Source organism: Thalassospira lohafexi (assembly GCF_002844275.1).
Classification (GTDB): Bacteria; Pseudomonadota; Alphaproteobacteria; order Rhodospirillales; family Thalassospiraceae; genus Thalassospira; species Thalassospira lohafexi.
In genome coordinates this window covers 491,206-511,331 of sequence record NZ_NXGX01000005.1, presented here as the reverse complement: position 1 = coordinate 511,331, position 20,126 = coordinate 491,206, and the positions used below count along the sequence as shown (strand labels likewise).

Annotated in this window: 20 protein-coding genes; 9 read left to right on the top strand and 11 right to left on the bottom strand. The window is 51.9% G+C overall.

Annotated elements, in window-relative coordinates; translation table 11 throughout:
* Nucleotides 1–88: 88 nt before the first annotated feature.
* The 4 genes from COO92_RS14835 to COO92_RS14820 all read right to left on the bottom strand — a co-directional run bounded on the left by COO92_RS14835 (nt 89) and on the right by COO92_RS14820 (nt 5,325).
* Nucleotides 89–1,720 carry an ABC transporter ATP-binding protein gene (locus COO92_RS14835; protein ID WP_101303303.1) on the bottom strand — a complete coding sequence of 544 codons (1,632 nt, stop codon included), beginning with the start codon at nt 1,718–1,720 and terminating at the stop codon, nt 89–91.
* Entirely contained in the window at nt 1,713–2,540 is an 828-nt protein-coding gene (locus COO92_RS14830) for an ABC transporter permease (RefSeq protein ID WP_101303301.1), read from the bottom strand. The genes COO92_RS14835 and COO92_RS14830 overlap by 8 nt, the downstream gene beginning before the upstream one ends.
* Nucleotides 2,537–3,544, bottom strand: a complete 1,008-nt coding sequence (locus COO92_RS14825; RefSeq protein WP_022731798.1) for an ABC transporter permease — start codon at nt 3,542–3,544, stop codon at nt 2,537–2,539. Before COO92_RS14825 ends, COO92_RS14830 begins: the two co-directional genes overlap by 4 nt.
* Nucleotides 3,545–3,735: 191 nt before the next feature.
* Nucleotides 3,736–5,325 carry an ABC transporter substrate-binding protein gene (locus COO92_RS14820; protein WP_101303299.1) on the bottom strand — a complete coding sequence of 530 codons (1,590 nt, stop codon included), beginning with the start codon at nt 5,323–5,325 and terminating at the stop codon, nt 3,736–3,738.
* Nucleotides 5,326–6,187: 862 nt separating this feature from the next.
* Between COO92_RS14820 and COO92_RS14815 the strand changes: the two genes are divergently transcribed.
* Together COO92_RS14815 and COO92_RS14810 are read left to right on the top strand one after the other, a co-directional pair.
* Nucleotides 6,188–6,601: a universal stress protein gene (locus COO92_RS14815; protein WP_101303297.1), complete on the top strand. Its 414-nt coding sequence runs from the start codon at nt 6,188–6,190 to the stop codon at nt 6,599–6,601.
* 65 nt (nt 6,602–6,666) lie between these two features.
* Nucleotides 6,667–8,337: a BCCT family transporter gene (locus tag COO92_RS14810; protein WP_101303295.1), complete on the top strand. Its 1,671-nt coding sequence runs from the start codon at nt 6,667–6,669 to the stop codon at nt 8,335–8,337.
* Between the two features lie 110 nt (nt 8,338–8,447).
* Here COO92_RS14810 and COO92_RS14805 read toward each other — a convergent pair whose 3' ends face one another.
* The gene (locus tag COO92_RS14805) at nt 8,448–8,759 is read right to left on the bottom strand and encodes an META domain-containing protein (RefSeq protein WP_165792370.1); all 312 of its coding nucleotides are present in this window, start codon (nt 8,757–8,759) and stop codon (nt 8,448–8,450) included.
* On the opposite strand from COO92_RS14805, the gene COO92_RS22090 reads away from it, so the two are divergent.
* The 7 genes from COO92_RS22090 to COO92_RS14775 all read left to right on the top strand — a co-directional run bounded on the left by COO92_RS22090 (nt 8,758) and on the right by COO92_RS14775 (nt 14,739).
* A complete protein-coding gene (locus COO92_RS22090) occupies nt 8,758–9,006 on the top strand; it encodes a hypothetical protein (RefSeq protein ID WP_165792369.1) in 249 nt (82 codons plus the stop codon). The two genes, COO92_RS14805 and COO92_RS22090, sit on opposite strands and share 2 nt — an antisense overlap.
* A gap of 142 nt (nt 9,007–9,148) precedes the next feature.
* Nucleotides 9,149–10,141: an Ldh family oxidoreductase gene (locus tag COO92_RS14800; RefSeq protein ID WP_101303292.1), complete on the top strand. Its 993-nt coding sequence runs from the start codon at nt 9,149–9,151 to the stop codon at nt 10,139–10,141.
* A gap of 302 nt (nt 10,142–10,443) precedes the next feature.
* On the top strand, nt 10,444–11,289 hold the full coding sequence (gene phnC, locus COO92_RS14795; RefSeq protein WP_101303290.1) for a phosphonate ABC transporter ATP-binding protein: 846 nt from the start codon (nt 10,444–10,446) through the stop codon (nt 11,287–11,289).
* Nucleotides 11,290–11,360: 71 nt separating this feature from the next.
* Entirely contained in the window at nt 11,361–12,377 is a 1,017-nt protein-coding gene (phnD, locus tag COO92_RS14790; RefSeq protein ID WP_101303288.1) for a phosphonate ABC transporter substrate-binding protein, read from the top strand.
* Between the two features lie 69 nt (nt 12,378–12,446).
* On the top strand, nt 12,447–13,259 hold the full coding sequence (phnE, locus tag COO92_RS14785) for a phosphonate ABC transporter, permease protein PhnE (RefSeq protein WP_101303286.1): 813 nt from the start codon (nt 12,447–12,449) through the stop codon (nt 13,257–13,259).
* Between the two features lie 3 nt (nt 13,260–13,262).
* Complete coding sequence (locus COO92_RS14780; RefSeq protein WP_101303284.1) at nt 13,263–13,910, top strand: LbetaH domain-containing protein; 648 nt, start codon at nt 13,263–13,265, stop codon at nt 13,908–13,910.
* 130 nt (nt 13,911–14,040) lie between these two features.
* Nucleotides 14,041–14,739, top strand: a complete 699-nt coding sequence (locus tag COO92_RS14775; RefSeq protein WP_101303282.1) for a DUF1045 domain-containing protein — start codon at nt 14,041–14,043, stop codon at nt 14,737–14,739.
* A 58-nt stretch (nt 14,740–14,797) separates the two neighbouring features.
* Here the strand turns inward: COO92_RS14775 and phnN are convergent, their stop codons facing one another.
* The 6 genes from phnN to COO92_RS14745 are packed head-to-tail and all read right to left on the bottom strand — an operon-like array spanning nt 14,798 to nt 20,126.
* Nucleotides 14,798–15,415 (bottom strand): phosphonate metabolism protein/1,5-bisphosphokinase (PRPP-forming) PhnN, encoded by a 618-nt coding sequence (phnN, locus tag COO92_RS14770; RefSeq protein WP_101303280.1) that lies wholly within the window; start codon nt 15,413–15,415, stop codon nt 14,798–14,800.
* Nucleotides 15,412–16,554: an alpha-D-ribose 1-methylphosphonate 5-triphosphate diphosphatase gene (locus COO92_RS14765; protein ID WP_101303278.1), complete on the bottom strand. Its 1,143-nt coding sequence runs from the start codon at nt 16,552–16,554 to the stop codon at nt 15,412–15,414. The genes phnN and COO92_RS14765 overlap by 4 nt, the downstream gene beginning before the upstream one ends.
* Nucleotides 16,547–17,242: a phosphonate C-P lyase system protein PhnL gene (phnL, locus tag COO92_RS14760; protein WP_101303388.1), complete on the bottom strand. Its 696-nt coding sequence runs from the start codon at nt 17,240–17,242 to the stop codon at nt 16,547–16,549. The genes COO92_RS14765 and phnL overlap by 8 nt, the downstream gene beginning before the upstream one ends.
* 24 nt (nt 17,243–17,266) lie before the next feature.
* Nucleotides 17,267–18,049, bottom strand: a complete 783-nt coding sequence (gene phnK, locus COO92_RS14755; protein WP_420823345.1) for a phosphonate C-P lyase system protein PhnK — start codon at nt 18,047–18,049, stop codon at nt 17,267–17,269.
* Nucleotides 18,049–18,987 (bottom strand): alpha-D-ribose 1-methylphosphonate 5-phosphate C-P-lyase PhnJ, encoded by a 939-nt coding sequence (locus COO92_RS14750; protein ID WP_101303276.1) that lies wholly within the window; start codon nt 18,985–18,987, stop codon nt 18,049–18,051. The genes phnK and COO92_RS14750 overlap by 1 nt, the downstream gene beginning before the upstream one ends.
* 5 nt (nt 18,988–18,992) lie before the next feature.
* The gene (locus COO92_RS14745; RefSeq protein ID WP_101303274.1) at nt 18,993–20,126 is read right to left on the bottom strand and encodes a carbon-phosphorus lyase complex subunit; all 1,134 of its coding nucleotides are present in this window, start codon (nt 20,124–20,126) and stop codon (nt 18,993–18,995) included.

Below are 20,126 nucleotides of genomic sequence, written 5' to 3'. Positions count from 1 at the left end.
GGCTTAAATGTTGTCGTTCAGGGTGACTTATTAGAAAAGGCGGCCCGTTGGCATGGGCCGCCTTGTTATGAGTGTTTGGGCCGGTTCATCAGTGACCGGCACTTTCCATTTTACGTGTGGCAAGGACATTTTCCAGCCAACCCAGCTTCATTTCCGGAACCGACTTCAACAGGAGGTCGGTGTAATCATCAAATGGTGGGTTCAGGACCTCGGACCGTGGCCCGAAATCGACCAGCTTGCCTTGCAGCATGACGGCAACGGAATCGGCAATCGCGCGTACAATCGCAATGTCATGGGTGATGAACAGATAGGATACCTGGCGTTCTTTCTGCAAACGCATCAGAAGATCCAAAATCCCCTCGGCTACCAGTGGATCAAGGGCCGAGGTTGGCTCATCACACAAGATCAATTCCGGTTTGGCCGCAAGCGCGCGCGCAATTGCAACGCGCTGTTTCTGGCCGCCGGAAAGTTCCGCTGGATAACGATCATAGAACGTTTCGCCCATCTCAATTTCATCAAGAAGTTCGATGACTTTTGCCTTGCGTGCGGCACCGCGCATGCCGAAATAGAATTGCAGTGGACGGCCGATAATCTGCCCCACTGTCTGGCGCGGGTTCATTGCCGTATCGGCCATTTGATAGATCAGCTGAATGCGGCGTAAATGATCACGTGACCGTTTCTTTTGTTCGGCAGAAAGTTCTTCGTCGACGAAGGTGACCTTCCCTTTAAACGGGGGCAAAAGGCCGGTGATGACACGTGCCAGTGTCGATTTTCCAGAGCCAGATTCCCCGACGACGGCCAGGGTTTGGCCACGTGGCACATGCAGTGACACATCGTGGAGAACCTGCACGCCATTTCCATACGCCGCCGAGATGTTTTCAACCTTTAGCAACGCATCGGATTGATCGCGGGCTTCGGCCAGTTTGGTCTGACGCACATTGACCAGCGCCTTGGTATAGTCCTGACGCGGGTTTTCAATGATCTGTTTGACCGGGCCGTATTCAACCGTATCGCCATTGCGCAAGACCATGATGTCATCAGAAATCTGCGCGACGACGGCAAGATCATGCGTGATGTAAAGTGCTGCTGTTCCGGTTTTCTCAATCGCGTTTTTAATCGCAGCCAGAACGTCAATCTGGGTTGTGACATCAAGGGCTGTTGTCGGTTCGTCAAAGACGATTAGTTCCGGGTTGGAACAAAGTGCCATCGCCGTCATGGCACGTTGGAGCTGACCACCAGAAACCTGATGGGGATACCGGTCCCCAAAGTTATGGGGATCAGGAAGTCCAAGAATTTCAAACAGGTAATCAGCGCGCTTTCGTGCTTCTTCGCGCGTCATCAACCCATGTTCAATCGAACTTTCAATCACCTGATCACCCAGCTTATGCGCCGGGTTAAAGGATGCCGCAGCCGATTGCGCAACGTAGCAAACACGTGCGCCACGGATGCTGCGAATGCCTTTTTTGTTCATCGACAGGATGTCTTTGCCATCAAGCAAAACTTCCCCGCCAGTGATGCGGACACCACCGCGGCCATAGGCAAGGGCAGCCAGACCAATGGTGGATTTACCTGCACCAGATTCCCCGATCAGACCAAGGACTTTGCCCTTTTGCAGGTCAAAGGAAATCCCGTGAACAATGTCGATATCCTGCGGGTCTTCACCCGGTGGAAAAATGGTCGCGCCAATGCGCAGATCGCGTACCGATAAAAGATCAGGCATCACCGCGTCCTCCTTTCAGGCTGGACGTACGTTTTAACAACCAGTCGACGACCATGTTCACACAGACGGCCAGTGCTGCAATTGCCCCGCCGGGAATAAGGGCGGCCTGAATGCCGAAAATGATACCGTCTTTGTTGTCTTTGACCATGCCGCCCCAGTCCGCCGCAGGCGGTTGGATGCCGAGGCCCAGAAATGACAGGGTCGACAGGAACAGGATCGAGAAGGCGAAGCGAAGACCAAATTCCGCAAGTAATGGAGAGAGCGCATTAGGCAGAATTTCGCGGAAAATGATCCACATCCGGCCTTCACCGCGCAGCTTGGCGGCTTCGACAAATTCCATGACCGCGATATCAAGTGCCACGGCACGGCCCAGACGATAGACCCGCGTGGAATCCAAAATGGCCATAACAGCAATCAGGATAAAGATATTTTGCGGCAGGACCGCCAAAACCACCAGTGCAAAGATCAATGTCGGGATCGACATCATCAAATCGTTCAGGCGTGAGAGCCCCTGATCAATCGGACCGCCCGATACGGCGGCTGTGAAGCTCAGGAAAATACCGATCGAAAACGACAGGATTGATGCCGCAAGCGATACAAACAGCGTTGTTTGTGCACCGTAAATCAAGCGCGATAACAGATCACGTCCGAGGTTATCTGTGCCCAGAAGGTAAAGCTCATTGGCGGGTTCCCAAACGCCGGCAACAATTTCACGTTCGCCAAAGGGTGCAATAAGGGATGCAAAAACAGCACAGAAAAATGCAAACAGAATGCCCAGAATACCGATCCAGGCGGTCAGCGGGATTTCACGTAATCTCATCGCGGATGCCTCAGTCTCGGATTGGCGATAATGGCGACAAGATCGGCCACCATGTTCAAAAGGATATAAACCGCAGCAAAGATCAGGCCGCAGGCCTGTACCACGGGCATGTCGCGTACCGTAACGGCATCGACCATATATTGCCCCATGCCGGGATAGACAAAGACAACCTCGACCACGACAACACCGACAACCAGGTAAGCCAGGTTCAGTGCAACCACGTTGACGATTGGGGCAATGGCGTTTGGTGCTGCATGTTTGACAATTGCCTTAAAGGCGCCAAGGCCCTTGAGTTCGGCGGTTTCCATATATGCCGATGACATCACACTAATGATGGCCGCACGGGTCATACGCATCATATGGGCCAAGACCACCATAACCAGTGTTGCCGTTGGCAAAGCTATGGCCGCCATGCGTTCAGACCACGGCATGCCGTCATAGACGGTTGATGGAAATGTCGCGACACCCAGCTGAACAGCAAAGAAGACAATCAGCAGATAGCCGATAAAGAATTCAGGCAATGAAATTGCCGCCAGTGAGAGGATGTTAATCACACGGTCGGGAATACGGTTGCGATAATGGACTGCAACCATGCCAAGGCCAACGGCCAGCGGTACGGAAATGGCCGCCGCAAAGAACGCCAAGAATAACGAGTTACCAAGGCGTTTGGTGATTTGTTCGGTTACTGGGGCGCCACTGGCCCAGCTGTTGCCAAAATCCCCCTGCACAACCCCGCCAAGCCATTCGAAATAGCGCGTGGTGATCGGGCGGTCGAGACCAAGATCGGCCCGGATATTTGCAATGGACTGTGGTGTGGCCGATTGACCAAGGTAAGTTTGGGCGAAATCACCCGGCAAGGCTTCGATCCCTGCAAAGATCAGGACTGAAACAGCCCAAAGCAACAGCAAACTCAAACCCAGCCGTTCGACGATCAAGACCGTCAAAGGATGGCTTTCTTTTAGTCGGTGTCGCGCGGCGTACACGCCGGCCAAGGGATTGGCCATAAACACATTCTCCCTGTATGGGCCTGAGCGGAAATTCAAGACGGGTGGGACAACGAAGAATCATCTTCGTAACCAATCTGGAATTTTCGATCAGACCGTCATTCAATCACGTGAGCCAACAACGAGATGGGGATCACGGTGAAAACCGTGATCCCGCATAATCGTAATTGGGATAAATCCCGATCTCGATCTTAGCTATTGAGCCACAGACGTGTTGCGACATAGCCGTTTGACATGTCGTTACCAATGTCCTGAACAAAACCAGAAACATTCGTCGTCGTCGCATTCACAAAGTCGTTAAACATCGGCAGGATTAAACCGCCGGTATCACGGACCATCAGTGCCATGTCGTGGTACATTTCTTTACGCTTGTTCTGATCCAGTTCGGCACGCGCTTCGAGCAACACTTTATCGAAATCAGTGTTGAAGAAACGGGTATCATTCCAGTCAGCGGACGACAGATATGCGGTTGAATACATCTGATCCTGGGTCGGACGACCACCCCAGTAAGAGGTGCTGAACGGTTGAACGTTCCAGACGTTTGACCAGTAACCGTCACCCGGCTCACGTTTGATTTCGATGTCGATACCGGCTTTTTTCGCACTTTCCTGATAGAGAACGGCTGCATCAACAGCGCCCGGGAATGCAACGTCGGATGTGCGCAAGAGAACCGATCCGTCATGACCGGATTTCTTGAAGTGGAATGCGGCCTTATCCGGATCGTACGAACGCTGTTCGATGCCTTCCGGGAACAGGGCATATGTTTCGTTGATCGGGAAATCGTTACCGACTTTGCCATAACCGCCAAGAATCTTTTCGACCATGGTTTCACGGTCCATCGCATGTTTCAGCGCCAGACGCAGATCGTTATTATCGAACGGTGCGGTGTTGCAATGCATGATGAAGACATAGTGACCCCGACCGGATGTGGTCTGGATATCAACATTCGGTGCACGCTTGAGCAGGCTGACGGTTTTTGGATCAACGCGGTTGATGAAGTGAACCTGACCCGATGACAGGGCTGCCATACGGGCGGTGGCATCGTTCATCACGATCATTTCGACGGAATCAACATAGCCGCGGTCACTGCGCCAGTCGTTTTCGTTTTTAACAAATGTCGCGCGGACACCGGCTTCGAAGTTGTCGACTTTGAACGGACCGGTACCGATGCCTGAGCTTGGATCATCATACCCGCCGTCCGGCTGGATCACGAGGTGATAATCGCTCAGCAGCAGTGGAAGATCAGCGTTGCCTTCAGAAAGGGTGATGACCAAGTCGCCACCTTTGTTTTCGATACCTTTGATCGAACCGAGAACACCCAAAGCACCGGATTCCGATTTTTCATCGGTGTGACGGTTCAGGGTTTTGATAACGTCATCAATGGTCAGTTCGGAACCATTGTGGAATTCAACGCCCTTGCGGATTTTAAAAGTCCACACCGATGCGTCGGCATTCGGTTCCCAGGATTCAGCAAGTGCCGGTACAGCCAAGCCGCTTGTCGGGTGCGATTCGACAAGCGTGTCGCCCCAGTTACGGTTCATGGCAAAAGTGAACTGCGAAGAAGATTTCGCCGGATCAATGACGTCGGTTGAAGAACCGCCCTGCAGGCCGAGCTTCAGGTGACCGCCGCGCTTGGGTTCCTGTGCCATGGCAGATTTGCCATAAAGGCTGGTCGCTGCCGCAAGGGTCAGGCCTGCGGCCATGGAACGGCCAATGAATTCACGACGGTTCATTTCGTGTGCACTGACACGTGACGCAAAATACTTGATAGGATCAGTCATCCCAGTTCCTTCTCTGATATGTCATAAACTTGTTGAATTATGTATTGCTGTGGCAGTACCGGCGTAGCGATTGGTCTTGGTTCTTCAAAGCCGGTCTTGGTACCGTTTCGGCACATCGGGCATGGTGCAGTTTTCATTTCTGCTTGTTTGTCATGCCTCTGCTTTTGTGCAGTTGATGAGCCCCCCTTTGGCCACAAAATTGATCCCCTACGGGTGTGTGCACTACCAAGGATGCAACTCCTAAAAGGAAAAACACCCAACAGGTCAACCTCACCGAAACCAATTAATGTCTCGGCGTGGCAGCACGTGTTGTGTGGGACAGACAGTGCACAAATCTGCCGCATGGTGACATGGGTGCCTTGTATGCATCAAGCCGTGGCAGGATGTGTCAGAGGATTTTCGCACCTGAAAATAGATGTTCGACCAATAATCTTCGCGAAAAAATAGCATAGAAAACCGATATGTTTTTCTTTGAAACACCTTGCAGAATAAGGGGTTGATGCCGTGCGAATGCCAATTGGTATATGCGTGAATTATCGGATTAAAAAAAATTGAAATTTTCATGTTCCAACAGGAAAAAGACCAGAACCAACCGACAAAAGTCAGTTGGGTTGATCAAAAAATATTCGAAATTGCGATTCGAAATGGATTGCAGAGATCCAATCCTATCCAGACAGGTTTCATGAACAACTACTGTCAAACGACAGGTTCCTAAATTTCCTCGACTATTTTGCGAATGCGAAAGACAGACTTTGTAAATGGTGATTTTGATTTAGATGCCTGTCGGTGTTACGCTTTCGAAACTGTCCTGCTAATCGTAACGGATCTGATTGTAAGGGTGGTGCACATAACGGAGGAATAGATGTATCAAAAGATGCTCGTGCCTGTCGATTTGGCCCACGTCGACAAATTGGAAAAGGCAATTCAAACGGCCGTCGATCTAGCTCTGCATTACAAGGCGGAAATCTGTTTCCTCGGGGTGGGGGTAAATACACCTTCGGATGTGGCGCATACGCCCAAGGAATTTGAACAGAAATTATCTGAGTTTGCCAAGGATTGCCGTACGAAATTTGGCGTTACTGCAACAGCAATTGCACATATCTCGCACGATCCGGCTGTTGACCTGAGTAAGGCACTTGTTGCAAAGGCCGATGAACTCAAAGCCGATCTGATTGTGATGGCAACGCATGTTCCCGGTATAGCTGATCATGTTTTTACCTCGCACGGAGGATATGTTGCTTCTCACTCGGATCTTTCTGTGATGCTCGTGCGTTAAGCAACTGCCTTATCGAATTTTCGGCTAGGGGTAGCTGTAAATCAAATAAACTTAGGGAGTTTAAAATGGGGTCAGAAGCTGACACGGGCATTGAAAGCCCGGATGGTGCGGCAAACCCGATTCAGACAGATTATGAAATCGGGCAGGACAATATCCAAAAAGAAATCGGGCCCTTTGGTCTTGATGTACATAACCCGGTCTTTTTGATTTCGGGTTTGGCGATTGTTGCCTTCGTCTTTCTCACACTGGCCTTTCAGGAAAGTGTCGGGCCGATGTTTAACGACCTCCGCGGTTGGCTGACATCGACTTTTGACTGGTTCTTCCTGTCGGTTGCCAATGTCTTTGTCGTTTTGTGCCTGTTCTTAATTGTTTCACCGCTTGGCCGCGTGCGTCTTGGTGGGGCAGATGCGACCCCTGATTACTCTTATTCGGGCTGGTTCGCGATGCTGTTTGCCGCGGGCATGGGCATCGGTCTGATGTTCTATGGGGTGTCTGAACCGATTTCGCATTTCACGTCCTCGTTCGGCGGAACTGCGTTTGGCGATGATGGCATGCGGACAGATTGGGCTCCGCTTGGTGGTGCGGCCGGTGACGCAGATGGCGCATTTGATCTTGGCATGGCAGCAACGATTTTCCATTGGGGCCTTCATCCGTGGGCAATTTATGCGACTGTGGCACTGGCACTTGCGCTGTTTTCCTTTAACAAGGGATTGCCGCTTACCATGCGGTCGGTTTTCTATCCGATCTTTGGCGAACGCGTTTGGGGCTGGACTGGTCATTGCATCGATATTTTGGCGGTTTTTGCCACGCTGTTTGGCTTGGCGACCTCCCTTGGTTTCGGGGCAGAGCAGGCCAATGCCGGTCTTAACTTCCTGTTTGATATTCCGGTTAGCGATGGATCAAAGATCTTCCTGATCATTGCGATCACAGGCGTTGCCCTGATTTCGGTTCTGGCCGGGCTTGATGCGGGGGTTAAACGCCTTTCGGAAATCAATATGGTGCTGGCCGCATTGCTGTTGCTGTTTGTTGTGCTGGTCGGGCCGACGATGGATATCATCAAGGGATTCTTCACCAGTCTGGTGGCCTATGTTGAATATCTGCCCGCACTTTCCAATCCGGTTGGCCGTGCCGATACCAACTTCAGCCAAGGTTGGACATCGTTCTATTGGGCGTGGTGGATTTCATGGTCACCGTTTGTCGGCATGTTCATTGCGCGTGTTTCGCGTGGTCGGACCGTGCGTGAGTTCATCACTTGCGTCCTGATCATCCCGTCACTGGTCTGCATTCTGTGGATGACCGCATTTGGCGGGACTGCCGTTCACATGGTTACTGATGGTGTTACCGCAATTGCCGAAGCTGGCCTTCCGATCAAGCTGTTTACGATGCTTGAACAGATGCCATTGCAGGCAATTACATCCTTCCTTGGTATCGTTCTGGTGATTGTATTCTTTGTCACCTCGTCGGATTCCGGTTCGCTTGTGATCGATACAATCACGGCCGGTGGCAAGGTGGATGCACCAGTGCCGCAGCGCGTGTTCTGGTGCACGTTCGAAGGACTGGTGGCCATTGCACTGCTTCTGGGTGGTGGTCTCGGGTCATTACAGGCGATGGCGGTTTCAACCGGCTTCCCGTTTGCAATTGTGCTGCTACTGGCGTGTTACTCAATCATTCAAGGATTGCGTACAGAGCCCAAGGCAGTTGGTGCAAATTCCGAGGCGACCGATAGCACCAAGTGATATCGAGCCCTGCTGAAAACAGGCAGAAATATATGGTGAAAAAGGGGTGCAAATTTGCACCCCTTTTTCTATTTGGCGCTGTTGAAGTGCACTTGTCTCTAATGTCGTCTTCACGGGGTAATCGGGACAAATTCCATGATTGGTTTTCCGTTGGTGTCGCTTAGCACCAGCGCATCTTTGGCAAGCTGCCAATCGGTGACCTTTTCCATCGCATTGTTAAATGCGTTTTCAATCTCCATGGCATCTTCAACGCACATCATTTGCGTGGCGCCAAGTGGCGATAATTTCAGTTTGCCATCGTTTTCTTCATATGTACCAAAGTAACGGTTGCAGCCGGTTGATCCGACAACTTTGCTGTCTTTGGTGAAATTTGCAGTTGCCAGAACGGGTGACATTGGGGTCAGGGTTTTGCTTCCGTCCATGACCATTGAAAGTTGCCAATCCTTGCCTGTTATTGCCGACCAGTTACTTGCCATTCCTGGGTTTTCCGATCTGCTGGTGGTGGTGCAGGCTGCCAGCAACAGGGCACTTGCCAAAGCAATGGAAGAAAGCGTCGTCGATTTGACAGTAAGCATGTTGATTTTCCGTTTTTATCTCCGTCGCGATCCATACCGCACAAGTATGGCCCGACTGTTCCCTATTCTCAGGGACACTGTTGCATATGTTTAAGGCAACATTTTAGCGGAAGGCCTGATCCTAATCATTATCCATATACTGGAATGAAAACGCCTTTGCGCACTGTGGGTGGATTTGGCTATGGTATAGCTCCTGCCAATCATGACAAAATGTCCAAGCCCAAGGTCACCTCATTATGAAAATCTCCTTATCCGATGCGCATGCGCTCGTCAGTGATACATTGATCCGATCAAAGGTCAGTAAAGACAACGCGACATCCGTGGCAACGGCGCTGGTAACGGCTGAGGCATCCGGGCAGGGTGGGCATGGATTTCGTCGTGTACCTGCCTATTGTGCTCAGGCACGTGCAGGCAAAGTCGATGGCTTTGCCACGCCGACAATGCAAAAGCCGACACCGGGCGTTTTGCAGATTGATGCGCAATTTGGTTTTGCCTATCCGGCGTTGGATTTGATGGTTAAACATCTGCCCGAAATGGCACGTCGTCAGGGTATCGCGATTGCATCTATCCATAAATCACATCATGCGGGTGTTATGGGGCTGACGGTTGAACGACTGGCCGAGCAGGGACTGGCGGCCATGATGTTTGCCAATGCACCGGCTGCGATGGCGGCATGGGGTGGGCGTCGCCCAATGTTTGGAACCAATCCGATTGCCTTTGGTGTGCCGGTTGGAAATGCCGGTGACCCGATTGTGATTGACCTTGCCTTGTCCAAGGTCGCGCGCGGCAAGATCATGGCGGCCAAACAAAAAGGTGTTTCCATACCCGATGACTGGGCGGTCGATACAGATGGCAATCCGACAACCGATGCGGCGAAGGCCCTTGAGGGCACCATGGTTCCTGCTGGCGGGGTAAAGGGTGCGGCACTTGCCATGATGGTTGAACTTTTGGCAGCGGGTCTTACCGGCGCACAGTTTGGTCATCAGTCATCATCGCTGTTTGATGATAAGGGCAAGCCACCTGCATTGGGACAAATGATCATTGCCATTGATCCAGTAGCAACCGGTGGGCCCGATATTGCAGATCACCTTGCCAGCATTGCCAATGAAATTGCCGCCGAAGAAGGTGTACGACTTCCGGGGCGGCGCGGTAAGTCCATTAGACTGAAAGCCGAAGTCGACGGCATAGAAATTGAAGAAGACGTCATGGATGCAATCAATAGATTATAGAAGTCAGTCATGTTTGCAGCAGGAATGTAAATTTTATTTATGCTTACGGGGTTTGTTCCTGTCATTGTTTTTGTACTCTGCAATATTCTATGTTCACATTCGCGCAGAGATATGAATATGACAGTTTCCATTTTTTAATGGCTGATTTTTAATTTCAAAATTACTTGATGTATAGACAAGTTTAATTGTTGTTGGGGGAATTGGCCCCCCGTAATCATCGAACTGTAACATCAGTGTCACCATAGAGTCGCCGTTCATGCGTAGGTTCAGCTTCCAGCGAAACATATGCAGGCGAATCTTTGATGCTGGTTGTAGATATATCCGGACTGAACAAAAGCTTTTCCCGTGACAAGCGTGCGCTGAATAATGTCAGGCTCCAGGTTCGGGAAGGTGAAATGGTGGCGCTGATTGGCGCATCCGGTTCGGGAAAATCCACTCTTATTCGCCATATTGCCGGTTTGCTGCGCGGGGACCGTGACGGTGGAAAGATTTCCGTCTTTGGCGAGACCATTCAGGAAAATGGCAAGATTTCCCGTGGTGCACGCAAGGTGCGCGCCGACATCGGTGTGATCTTCCAGCAATTCAACCTTGTGAGCCGCTTGACGGTTCTGACCAACGTTCTGATGGGGATGCTGGGACGTGTGCCAGCATGGCGCGGGTCGTTGTGCATGTTTACAAAATCCGAACGCATGCGCGCCATGACTGCCTTGGCCCGTGTTGGCATCGATGGTCATGCCACTAAAAAAGCCCGCCATCTTTCCGGTGGTCAGCAACAGCGTGCGGCAATCGCACGCACGATTACACAGGGTGCACGCCTTATTCTGGCTGACGAGCCGATTGCGTCGCTTGATCCGGCATCATCGCGCAAGGTGATGAATACGCTTGATCGCGTAAACCGCGAAGACAACGTGACTGTGATCGTATCTCTTCATCAGGTCGATTACGCCAAGGATTATTGCAAACGCACCATCGCCATGCGCGATGGTGAAGTTGTGTTTGACGGACCGTCAAGCCAACTGACACCGGCGTTCCTCCAAGAACTCTATGGTGAATATTCTTCCGAGCTTTTTGCGGATGGTTCTGATGACACGGCAAAGCCCGTGGCCGAGCCGGTTGCGAAAAAGGATCTGGCTGTGGCGACAAGCTAGCCGGGTCACTGATGTGAACTGCCTTACCTTTTTGAATTCATGTCTAAATTAAATATGACAGGGGACTTCTTATGATCCGTAAAACAATTGCGTCTGTTGCACTTGCAGCAAGCATGCTCGCTTCGGGCTTCGCCCAGGCCGATGTTGATTTCAAACCGCTTGAAAATGATCCCGATACCATTGTGTTTGGTTTTATCTCGACTGAGTCGAGTGCAAACCTTAAAGCTCAGTGGCAGCCGATGATCGACGATATGGAAGAAGCACTTGGCAAAAAAGTCGACGCATTCTTTGCACCTGATTATGCCGGTATCATCGAAGGCATGCGTTTTGGTAAGGTTCACGTTGGTTGGTTTGGCAACAAATCCGCAATGGAAGCCGTTGACCGTGCAGGCGGTGAAGTCTTCGTTCAAACGTCCAAAAGCGATGGCACGAACGGGTATTATTCCCACATCATCACGCAAGCCGATAACGACAAGCTCAACACGCTTGCCGACATGCTTAAATGCGATGGTTCACTGAACTTTGGTATTGGCGATCCGAACTCGACCTCGGGCTTCCTCGTACCGTCTTATTATGTCTTTGCACAGAACGGCGTTGACCCGAAAGATTGCTTTAAAACCGTTCGCAATGCGAACCATGAAACCAATCTGATGGCGACTGCCAACAAACAGGTTGATGTTGCTGCCAACAACTCCGAGCAGCTTGCACGGACCAACATGGTCAAGCCTGAAATCACCGACAAGGTCAAAGTAATCTGGACCTCGCCGCTGATCCCGTCTGACCCGATGGTGTATCGCAAAGACCTGTCGCGTGAACTGAAATCCGAAATCAAGGCCTTCTTCTTGGGCTACGGTCGCCTTGGCAATGTTGAAGAAGCCAACAAGGTTCTTGGTGGCATTCAGGACGGCATGGGCAAATTCATGGAAAGCTCCAACGCGCAGCTTTACCCGATCCGTCAGCTCGCTCTGTTTAAAGACAAGCTGAAAATCCAGAACACCGAAGAACTGTCTGCTGACGAAAAAGCAGAACGTGTTGCTTTCATCGACAAGAAACTCGCTGAACTCGACATTCTGGTTTCTTACGAATAATTGGCCTTTTGGCAGGGAGCGCACCAAAAGTGCGCTCCCTGTTTGCATTTACCATCCGGGATTAATACGATGAACAGCAGCATTTCTTCGACATCACTTGCCGCACCGGACCTGCCGCCGCGCGACCTTAAACGGTCGATGGGAAGTATGCTTCTTTGGGCCTTTATTTTTGGTCTTTTGGCATGGTCGTGGGAAGGGGCGGATATGCGCCCGATGGCCCTGATCGAAAACAGTGGCAACATGGTCGATTTCGCAGATGGATTTTTCCCGCCAGATTTTCTGATGTGGAGAACCTATGTCAGTGAAATGTGGATCACGATCCAGATTGCGATCTGGGGAACCGCGCTTGCGATTGTCTGTTCGATCCCGTTTGGCATTCTGTGTTCTGAAAATATTGTGCCGTTCTGGGTGTATCAGCCGGTGCGCCGCCTGATGGATTCCTTCCGTGCGATCAACGAGATGGTTTTTGCCATGTTATTCGTTGTTGCCGTGGGCCTTGGGCCGTTTGCGGGTGTGTTGGCGCTGTGGATACATACAACCGGTGTGTTGGCAAAACTGTTTTCCGAGGCGGTTGAGGCAATTGATCCTGAACCGGTCGAAGGCATTCGGGCAACCGGTGCCAATGGTTTGCAGGAAGTTATTTTCGGTGTGATCCCGCAGGTTCTTCCGCTTTGGATTTCCTATTCGTTATACCGTTTTGAATCAAATGTGCGGTCTGCCACGGTGCTTGGTATTGTCGGTGCCGGCGGGATCGGGATGGTTCTGTGGGAATATATTCGGGCGTTTTATTACGCCGAAACAGCAGCCGTCATGATCATCATCATTATTTCTGTCAGCCTGCTTGATATCGTATCGCAGCGTCTTCGTAAGCTTGTGACCTGATCAATGGGATACAAGATTACGCAAACCAAACCGGCGATGAAGAAATTATCCGAACAGCCGACCCTTGATGAAACTGCCGTTGTTGTTGATTGCGAACTGGGCGCCTGGACCGAGATTGGCCCGCGGACCAGCATACGCGAAACGGTGATGGGTGATTATTCTTATGTCGTCAATGACAGTGAAATCATCTATTCGGACATCGGAAAATTCGTCAATATAGCGGCTCATACGCGCATCAATCCGGGGCAACACCCTATGGATCGGGCGTCCATGCATCATTTCCAGTATCGATCCAGTGCCTATGAGCTGGGCGATGATGACCCGGCGTTTTTTGACTGGCGTCGTGAAAAGCGGGTCAAACTTGAACATGACGTCTGGATCGGTCATGGCGCCATCGTTCAGGGTGGTGTCACCGTCGGGATCGGGTCTGTTGTCGGATCAGGTGCGGTGGTGACCAAGGATGTGGCACCCTATACGATAGTGACAGGCATACCGGCAAAGCCGCTGCGCCCAAGGTTTGACACAGACATTGTCGATGCCTTAATGCGCATCTGCTGGTGGGACTGGAGCCACGACATGCTGTCGGAGAACCTGAATGATTTCCGGATACTTCCTGTCCGTGATTTTTGCCTGAAATTCGATACAGTCTGATCGCGCCCAACATGACACGCAAAGCCAGCCGATGAATTCTTGTTGGCGGCTGGTAACTTCTTTGTTGCGTAACCCTTACTGCCTTCCCAAGATACTTGTCTGTATCAAGACCGCAGTTCGAAGAGCCCCCATGACCGACTATCAACGCTATGCACTTTATTATGCTCCGTCTGCCCAAAGCGACCTTGGCCAGTTTGGTAATGCGTGGCTTGGTCGGGATCCGGTCACGGATGATGAGCTTCCCCGCCCGGCTGTTTCACGGATTGATGCGGATGACGTGATCGCGGCAACCACATCGCCAACCCGATATGGCTTTCACGGGACGCTGAAACCGCCATTCGCCTTAAAAGATGGGCAAAGTCGTGCTGAGCTTGAGGCCGCGGTGGAAAGTCTTTGTACAGAGGCTGCGCCGATTACATGTGGTCCGCTGACATTGAAATCCATTGGTCAGTTTTTAGCATTGCTACCGACCAAGCCGGTTGCACCACTTGAAAATCTGGCTGGAATGCTGGTGCGTGGTCTTGATGATTTTCGCAAGCCTGAAGATATGGCGGCCATGAACAAACGCCGTGCTGCCGGGCTGACAGAACGTCAGGAAGACTATCTTGTCGCTTGGGGCTATCCCTATGTTATGGAAGAATTTCGCTTCCACCTGACGCTCAGCAACAAACTTGCCCCTGAGCAATTGGCAAGGTTTGAAGAATCCCTCGGGCCAATTGTCGCACCGCTTTGTGATGCGCCGTTTCAGATTGATGATATCTGTCTTTTTGGCGATCCCGGAAACGGAAAGCCGTTTCGTTTGTTAAAGCGTTTCGCTTTGGCCGGATAAGAAAATGCTGCAGAGTTTACTGCAGCATTTCTCATGGAATAGTTTCTTCAATATTGCTTCAGACAGGTTCCGAGTTTAGCTGAGGTGCGCGGATCGCCTCGATAAATCGGCTGATCCCGGTTTGCAAATCTGCGTCGTTATGCACCTGCATGACGTTTGGCCCATTAACTTGGTAGGCCGATGCGCGCGCAAGACGTTTTTCAACTTCATACCGGTCTTCGCGTCCCCGTGCTTCAAGACGTTGACGCAAAACATCTGAATTGGCGCAGATGCTGATGACACGGACATTGTCTTCGCCGACAAGTGCGCGTGCATCGTCAATCACGCTGCGCGACACATTGACGATTACTGTTTTGCCATTGGTTACATCATCTTGCACGTGGCGTGGCACGCCATAACACATATCATGCGCCTGCCAACTCAGAAGGAAGGCGCCCTGTTTTGCCATTGACGGGAAATCATCCGGGCGCACCGGAATATGATTTTCACCGATGGTCCCGGCCGGGCGGGTAATACAGCGTCGTGGAAAGCAGCAATGCGTTTCTTTGGAAAGTCGGTCACGGGCACCGTCAAGAAGGCTGTCTTTTCCAACACCGCTGGGACCGACAACAAGAATCAACAGCCCGCGTTTGGGGGCATCATCCAACGGATGATGCCGGTCGTCATGTTCGGTCATGATACCCGTACACCTTCGCGCCAGACACCGCGCACGATCGGATGATGGGGGGAATGATGCACACGGATCAGGTCACCGCGTTTGCCAACGGCGATTTCACCACGGTCAGTCAGATCGACCTGGGTTGCCGGGTTAAGCGAAACGGTGCGAATGGCACGTGGCAGATCATATTCGTTGAAATCATCAAACAGCTTCATCGCCCCATGCAGCAGGCTGTGCGGGACATAGTCGCTGGAAATAATATCAAGATAACCATTCTTGGCGAGATCACCCGCGGCGACATTGCCGTTATGCGATCCGCCGCGCACAAGGTTGGGGCCACCCATCATCACGCCAAGTCCGGCCTCATGTGATGCCTTGGCGGCCGCAAGCGTGGTCGGGAATTCAGCCACCGTCATTTTGTCCGCGACGGCTTCGGCCACATGGGCATTGGTGGCGTCATCGTGGCTTGCCAGCGCAAGCCCCTTAGCATGCGCCGTTTCGACCACATGGCGGCGATGCTTTGCGGAATAGAGTTCGGAATCGCGTCTGCGCGTTGCGACAAATTTGCGCATTTCCTCGTCATTCAGGCCATATTTCCCCTGATAATAGGTGTAATAGGCCTCGAGACTAACGAATTGGCGCTGGCCCGGGGTATGATCCATGACCGACAACATTTTCACCAGTGGCATCTCAACCAAGGTGCCAAGAGCCTCAATCATGCCGGGGAAGGAGGTCTCACAGCGCAGATGCAATTTGTGATCAGCACGCAAAAGATCGTTATCCTGCGCATGGGCAAGGGCCTCGACCGATTCAACCAGCCGGACAATACGTTCTGACCCTTCATTGACATCGCCAATCGATACGGCGTCAAAAACAGTCGTAATCCCGGCACTTGCAACCTGATTGTCATGCGCAATAACCGCAGCAGTGGCTGGCCAGCGGGTTTTCGGGCGTGGGGTCAGATGTTTGTCGAGATTGTCTGTGTGCAGTTCGACAAGACCGGGCATCAGGTAGTCCCCGCCCATATCTTCGGCGCCGGGCAAGTTGGATGCCCGATCCGACACATCGGTAATGATCCCGTCCTTTATCTGCACGGCGCCATCAATGACATCGTTCGCCAACACAATTTTGGCGTTTGTAAAAATCTGTTCAGTCATTGGCCCCAACTTTAAACGATGTCACATCAAATGACCCGGTGCAGACTGCATCACGGGTTTCATGGTCGTGGAAAATACCGGCAATTGCCGCCCCACGGGATTTGGCTTCTTCGATCAATGCCAGAACCGTTGCACGATTGTCGACATCAAGCGATGCGGTCGGTTCATCAAGCAACATGACCGGATAATCGGCAATAAAGCCACGTGCAATATTCACTCTTTGCTGTTCACCGCCTGAAAAGGTCAATGGCGAAAGCTGCCAAAGACGTTCAGGAATACGCAGGCGGGTCAAAAGACCCCGCGCCTTGGCTGTTGCATCGGCGCGTGATGTGCCTAGTGCGACCAGTGGTTCGGCAACAATTTCCAGCGTCGGCACACGCGGAATAACACGTAAAAACTGGCTGACATAGCCCATCGTGCGTTTGCGCATGTCAAGGATCGCATGCGGGCTGGCCGTCGTGATGTCGAGCCATCCGCCATCGTGTCTGACGTTGATTGATCCGTTTGAACATGTGTAATTGGCGTAAAGCATGCGCATGAATGTACTTTTCCCTGATCCGGACTCGCCGGTCAGCGCAATACAGTCCCCTGCCGATAAACTAAACTCTATGTCATTAAAAACCGGGATCGTTACGCTGCCCTGCGTGTGCAAGGTAAAGCTTTTTGAAACGTTTTGAGCATGAAGCATTTCAGACATTTTTTTGCCCCGGGTTCAGTTCTGAAGGATGGAAGAAACAAGCAGCTGGGTATAGGCATGCTGCGGATCATCAAGAACCTGATCAGTCAGGCCGCTTTCAATTACCTTGCCCTGTTGCATCACCATCAAACGGTGAGACAGCAAACGGGCCACTGCGAGATCGTGGGTGACGATAATCACCGCAAGGTTAAGGTCGTGAACCAGCCCGCGCAGCAGATCGAGCAAACGCGCCTGAACCGAAACGTCCAGACCACCCGTGGGTTCGTCCATAAAGACGAGGCGCGGGCTGGTTACGAGGTTGCGGGCAATCTGCAAGCGTTGCTGCATGCCGCCCGAAAAGGTTGATGGCAAATCATCAAGGCGCTCGGACGCAATTTCGACCTTGCCCAGCCAGTTGTCGGCAGAACTGCGAATATTGCCATAATGGCGATCCCCAACCGCCATCAGGCGTTCGCCAATGTTCGCCCCGGCACTGACATTCATGCGCAGGCCATCACGTGGGTTCTGATGGACAAACGCCCAGTCGGTACGCATCAACAACCGGCGTTGGGCTTCTGACATTTCATAAACGTCGCGGGTGCCGTCAATCCGGGTTTGATACTCAACGCGGCCTTTGGTTGGTTCTTGTTGTGCGGAAATGCTGCGCAGCAAAGTGGACTTTCCCGAGCCGGATTCACCAACGATGCCAAGAACCTCGCCTGGGCGGAGTTCAAAACTGACACCCTTGCAGCCAATCCGGTCGCCATACATCATGGTCAGGTTATCAACGCGCAGAAGCGGATCATTCATCTTGGTCATTACTCTGCTGCCTTTTCGCTGCTTGGGCTGCTTTTGGGGCCGCCAAGCGGCTGGTCATGATGTTGCTGGCCACGATGGCCGGCGTCCTGTCGTTCGCTGCAATAATCGGTGTCAGAGCAAACAAACATCCGGTTGCCCTTGTCATCGAGGATGACTTCATCAAGGTAACTGTCACGCGCACCGCACATGCCGCATTCGTCGTCCCATGATTGCACTTCAAACGGGTGATCTTCAAAATCAAGGCTCTTGACCTTGGTGTAGGGTGGCAGGGCATAGATACGTTTCTCACGACCGGCTCCGAAAAGCTGTAACGCCGCCATATTATGCATTTTTGGATTGTCGAACTTTGGCGTCGGTGATGGATCCATCACATAGCGATCATCGACCATCACCGGATAGGCATAGGTGGTTGCAATATGGCCATGACGTGCGATGTCTTCATACAGCTTCACATGCATCAGGCCGTATTCTTCAAGCGCGTGCATTTTCCGGGTTTCGGTTTCACGCGGTTCAAGGAAACGAAGCGGCTCAGGAATGGGCACCTGATAGACAAGCACCTGATCTTCGCGCAGTTCCTTTTCGGGAATGCGGTGCCGAGTTTGAATGATCGATGCCTCGGCGGTTTTTTCAGTGGTCGCCACATTGGCGGTCTTGGCAAAGAACTGTCGAATGGAGACCGCATTGGTGGTGTCATCCGCTCCCTGATCAATGACCTTCAGGGTATCTTTGGGGCCAATGACAGCGGCCGTTACCTGAACCCCGCCGGTGCCCCAGCCATAGGGCATTGGCATTTCACGTCCGGCAAAGGGCACCTGATACCCCGGAATCGCAACGGCCTTAAGCAAGGTACGGCGGATCATGCGCTTGGTTTGTTCATCCAAGTAGGCAAAATTATAGGCCGAGGTGTTATCTGCCGGATTATTAACAGTCTGTTCCATGGCGATTACTCCGCAGCTTTGGATTGGGATTTAGCTTCGTCGGCATCTCGCTTGGAAAGGCGGGCTTCGACTTCGGCCCGCATGCGGCGGACCAGTTCCAATTCACCCTGGAAATCGACGTAATGGGGTAGTTTGATATGTTCGACAAAGCCGGTGGATTGCACATTGTCGCTATGTTCCATCACGAACTCGCTATCCTGTGCTGGGCCCATGATCTGTTCGCCCATTTCGTTGGCGCGCATGGCCCGATCAACCAAAGCCATTGAAATGGATTTGCGTTCGTTTTGACCAAACACCAAGCCATATCCACGAGTGAATTGCGGCAGTTTGGTTTTCGATCCTTTGAACTTATTAACCGTTTCACATTCGGTCAGTTCGATATCGCCAATATCAATAGCAAAGCCAAGTTCTTCGGGCTCTATTTCAACCGAGACCGTGCCATAGCGGATTTCACCGACAAAAGCATGGCTGTTGGCATAGCCGCGCTGTGTGGAATACCCAAGGGCCAGAACAAAGCCTTCATCCCCGCGTGACAGGTTTTGTAAACGTAAGTCACGCCCGGCCGGGAATTTGATCGGCTCGCGGGTTAAATCGGCAACCGGGGCATTTTCATCGACCGGTGTTGGTTCATCTTGAATAAGTCCTTCGTAGTTCAGGATATCATCCAAAACACGCGGCATATGCTCATCAACCGGGTTTTCACCGCTTGGTGCTTCGGCGGGATCTTCGTCATTGGCCATCAGGGTGAAGTCCAAAAGTCGGTGCGTATAGTCAAACGTCGGGCCAAGAATTTGCCCGCCCGGAAGGTCTTTGAACGTTGCGGAAATACGGCGCGACACGTCCATTTCAGCCGTTTTGATCGGTTTGGAAAAGGCAAAGCGTGGCAAGGTCGTGCGATAGGCGCGCATCAGGAAAATGGCTTCGATCAAATCACCGCGCGCCTGCTTGATCGCAAGGGCGGCCAGATCGCGGTCATAAAGCGATCCTTCGGCCATAACCCGGGTGACCGACAGCGACAATTGCTGCTCGATCTGGTCGGTTTCGATTTCGGCGATGTCTTTGTTGCCACGGCGCTGTTCTGCCAGAAGCCGGTGGGCATTGTTGATGGCGCGTTCGCCACCTTTTACAGCAACATACAT